The sequence below is a fragment of the Paracoccus sp. SY genome (assembly GCF_002901215.1).
GTDB classification, from domain to species: domain Bacteria; phylum Pseudomonadota; class Alphaproteobacteria; order Rhodobacterales; family Rhodobacteraceae; genus Paracoccus; species Paracoccus acridae.
The window spans coordinates 1-2,868 of sequence record NZ_NWMQ01000115.1; the positions used below are offsets into that span (position 1 = coordinate 1).

The 2,868-nt window shown below is 60.5% G+C and carries 2 protein-coding genes and 1 pseudogene; 2 read left to right on the forward strand and 1 reads right to left on the reverse strand.

Annotation, left to right across the window (positions count from 1 at the left end):
• Positions 1–289: 289 nt before the first annotated feature.
• Positions 290–604: pseudogene (locus tag CK944_RS21890) on the reverse strand (nicotinate-nucleotide diphosphorylase); the annotation flags it as partial.
• Between the two features lie 161 nt (positions 605–765).
• Here CK944_RS21890 and CK944_RS21895 point away from each other — a divergent pair.
• Positions 766–1,878, forward strand: coding sequence for a collagen-binding domain-containing protein (locus CK944_RS21895; protein ID WP_146038758.1), 1,113 nt, complete (start codon positions 766–768; stop codon positions 1,876–1,878).
• Positions 1,879–2,131: 253 nt separating this feature from the next.
• Positions 2,132–2,293 carry a hypothetical protein gene (locus tag CK944_RS23485; protein WP_158248133.1) on the forward strand — a complete coding sequence of 54 codons (162 nt, stop codon included), beginning with the start codon at positions 2,132–2,134 and terminating at the stop codon, positions 2,291–2,293.
• The last annotated feature ends 575 nt before the right edge of the window (positions 2,294–2,868 follow it).

Consider the following 2,868-nt stretch of genomic DNA (forward strand, 5'->3'; position numbering starts at 1 on the left):
GCAGCGGCAGACAGGGAGCCCGCAGCCCAAGACCACAGCGCTCCGGGCGAGCCCAAGGATCGCAGCCCGGAGGCGGATCTGGACACGCAGATGTCTCAAGCAGCCGCAGGAACTGCAGGACCCTCTCGGACGGCTGAGTGAACCCCTTACCGGGTGCCCATCGGATGCCCCATTGCGCCGCAAGGTTGCGCAATGGGTTCTGGTTCAGGCAGTCAAGCTCAGTGCCGCCGACCTTCTGTATTGTCCGGTCTGGCAAGCCGTTGCTGGCTGCAGGCACGGTATTCGATCGTCAGATGTCGAGACCCAGGTCCAGCACACGAACCGAATGCGTCAGCGCCCCAACCGAGATATAGTCCACCCCTGTCGCGGCCACTTCGGCGATGCGCTCCAGGCGCATGGAGTCCGACGCCTCCACCACTACGCGACTTTCGGCCATTGCCACCGCGCGGCGCATGGTGTCGCTGTCCATGTTGTCGAGCAGAACCACATCAGCGCTACCCTCATCCAGCACCTCGGCCAGCTGATCCAGGTGGTCGACTTCGATCTCGACGCGCATCATATGCGACGCCTTCGCCTTGGCGGCCTGGAGGACAGGACGGATGCCATTTGGATGAAGAACGCCAAGCTGGCGGGTTGACTGGACCTAAAGCCCTGGGGGGCCCTTGCAGCAGGTCGACAGTAGCCTCACAAAGCAGAAGGTTCTGCGAGAGCAATGACCGCAGAGTTTCGGCAGGCTGGGGTGCGGGCTTCCGGCACCATCAACAGGTGATCAGCAAGGCGCCTGGAACCAGCCCTGCCTGTTTAGTCAAGTTGTCTCATTCCATGCCCGTGGGTAATGGTAAAAGTGAGTTTTTTGTTAGGTGTTTCGTGCGTTTCCCTCTTTATGTCCTAGCATCCGCTAGTTCCCTTCTTGGCGCGGTTTCGAGCGGCGAGGCTGCAACGCTGAGCGCCACCGATCTGCTCAAGCAGTTCAACCTCATCACAAAAGGAGATGTCACCGGCAGTGCCGGGTTCCACGTCGATGGCCGGGTCCTTGTCGGAGGCGACTACAAGGTCGAGCTTGGCAGCGTCGTTTATATGAATGGCAAGGGCGATGCGTCCGACTTTGACGAGTTCGTTGTCAAGGGACGAGTGGATGCTCAGGTCCATGTGAACGGCGGTGGAAACGCTGCAGTCGGACAGGGCTTGGACAAGCTGAATATGAATGGTGGTGGATCGAAGTCGGCCTATGCTGAGGGTTCGGCCCCGTCCGGCCATGTCCAGGCGCTCTCGAATTATGCAGGCGATCTAGCGTCGATGGCGGCCTCGACAACCGGCATTGTCCGGCAGGGTTCGGTTCACGACCTCACCAACACCTACAACATCTCGGGCCTCTTGAATGGTATCGGTGTTCTGTCTCTGACTGAGGCCGACATCCGTGCCGATCGCGACTTTGTCTTCAACCTTGGCAGCGACGTGGACTGGGTGGTGGTCAACGTCCGTGCAACCGAGGCTGACAAGACGTTCCGGCTGGGCTCGACCTTCAAGGCTCAGCAAGGCGGCAGTACGGCCAGCAAGGTGCTGTGGAACTTCATCGGCTTCGAGGATGTGATCTTTGACGCCCAGTTCTCTGCGGGCGCCATCCTTGCCGATGGCAGCCGCGTGACGACCACTGCAGGCAACATCGAAGGCAGCGTCTTTTCTGACCGCTTCCACGGGTTGAGCGAACTGCACTTCACAGGTCTTGGTGACGGTCCCCTGCCTGGCGACGAGGTTCAGCAGCCTGCTCCGGTGCCGCTTCCTGCGGGAATGCCGCTGCTGCTGTCAGGCTTTGGACTCTTGAGGTATTGGGCACAAAGGCGCAAGCGCCCAGTCTACTGCCCGCCTAAGGCTCTCTAAGCCGGCTATCCCCGCCCTTTGCGGGGATCCCTCGATCATCTTTTCCGGTCGAAGCTATCCAGCCTGCCGCCTCCCTGTGGGCGGCGGGCCTTGCAGGGCGGCGAACTGGACGCGCCCATCATGGAGCGAAGGCAAGCGAGCCGCCCTGTGGGAAGGTTCGGCAGGATTGTGCCACCCTACAAAGCTAACGACGGGAAATTTGGCATACGACTTTTGTCGTGCTAGGATCGCCATGTGCAAAGGAGGGTGTGACATGTTCCATTCGCCCGAGCAGCACGACATCCGTTGGTCGGAGCCTAAAGCCGAGACGGAAATGTCAGACGATGAGGTCAGGCAAGTGTTCGACGCTTTGGTCGCAAAGCTCAACGAAGAAGAAAGATCAGCGTCAGGTAAGCGGTCAGTCAGTTCGATATGAAAAGTCCCCCTCGCCGACCGGCGGGGGTTTGGACCGGATCACCCAACTGCCCGCACGGTTGACCACAGGCTGTTTGCTCGATCCCTGTGGTCTCGCTTACAGCCTGCTGCAGCCTCCCACCTCCACTCTCAAGGTCGTTCCGGCGCGGGGCTGGACAACCGGGCTACCCCGCAAGCGATCTTCACCCAGCACGGGCCGAGACGGGGCCGCTGAACCGACGATTGCAGCCCCGTAAAGGCTGGCTCGGGACGAGACGGAGGGCGCGAGAAAGCTGCAAAAAAGGGGCAGGGGTCCAGGCTCGGGGCGCAGGCCGGCGCAGCCGGCTGGAGCCGGGAGCGCGGTCTCCGTCAATGGACGGGATGCGGCATATAAACCATAGAACCCGAAAAGAATTTTCTTCTCTTTCGCTTTATCCCGCACTGCCTTAGGCGCGATTGGGAAACCATTCCATTACAGGTTGAAGTGTCATGAACGCACCCTCCCACTTCGGCCAACATCTGCTCTCGGAGGCCATCAACACGGCCAGCCGTCTCGCTGCCAAGACAGGTGAGCTGCCGGATCTGAAAACACTGGCG

Excerpts from the sequence above, each read along its gene's own strand:
- CK944_RS23485 (WP_158248133.1), top strand. The coding sequence starts at position 2,132 with ATGTTCCATTCGCCCGAGCAGCACGACATCCGTTGGTCGGAGCCTAAA.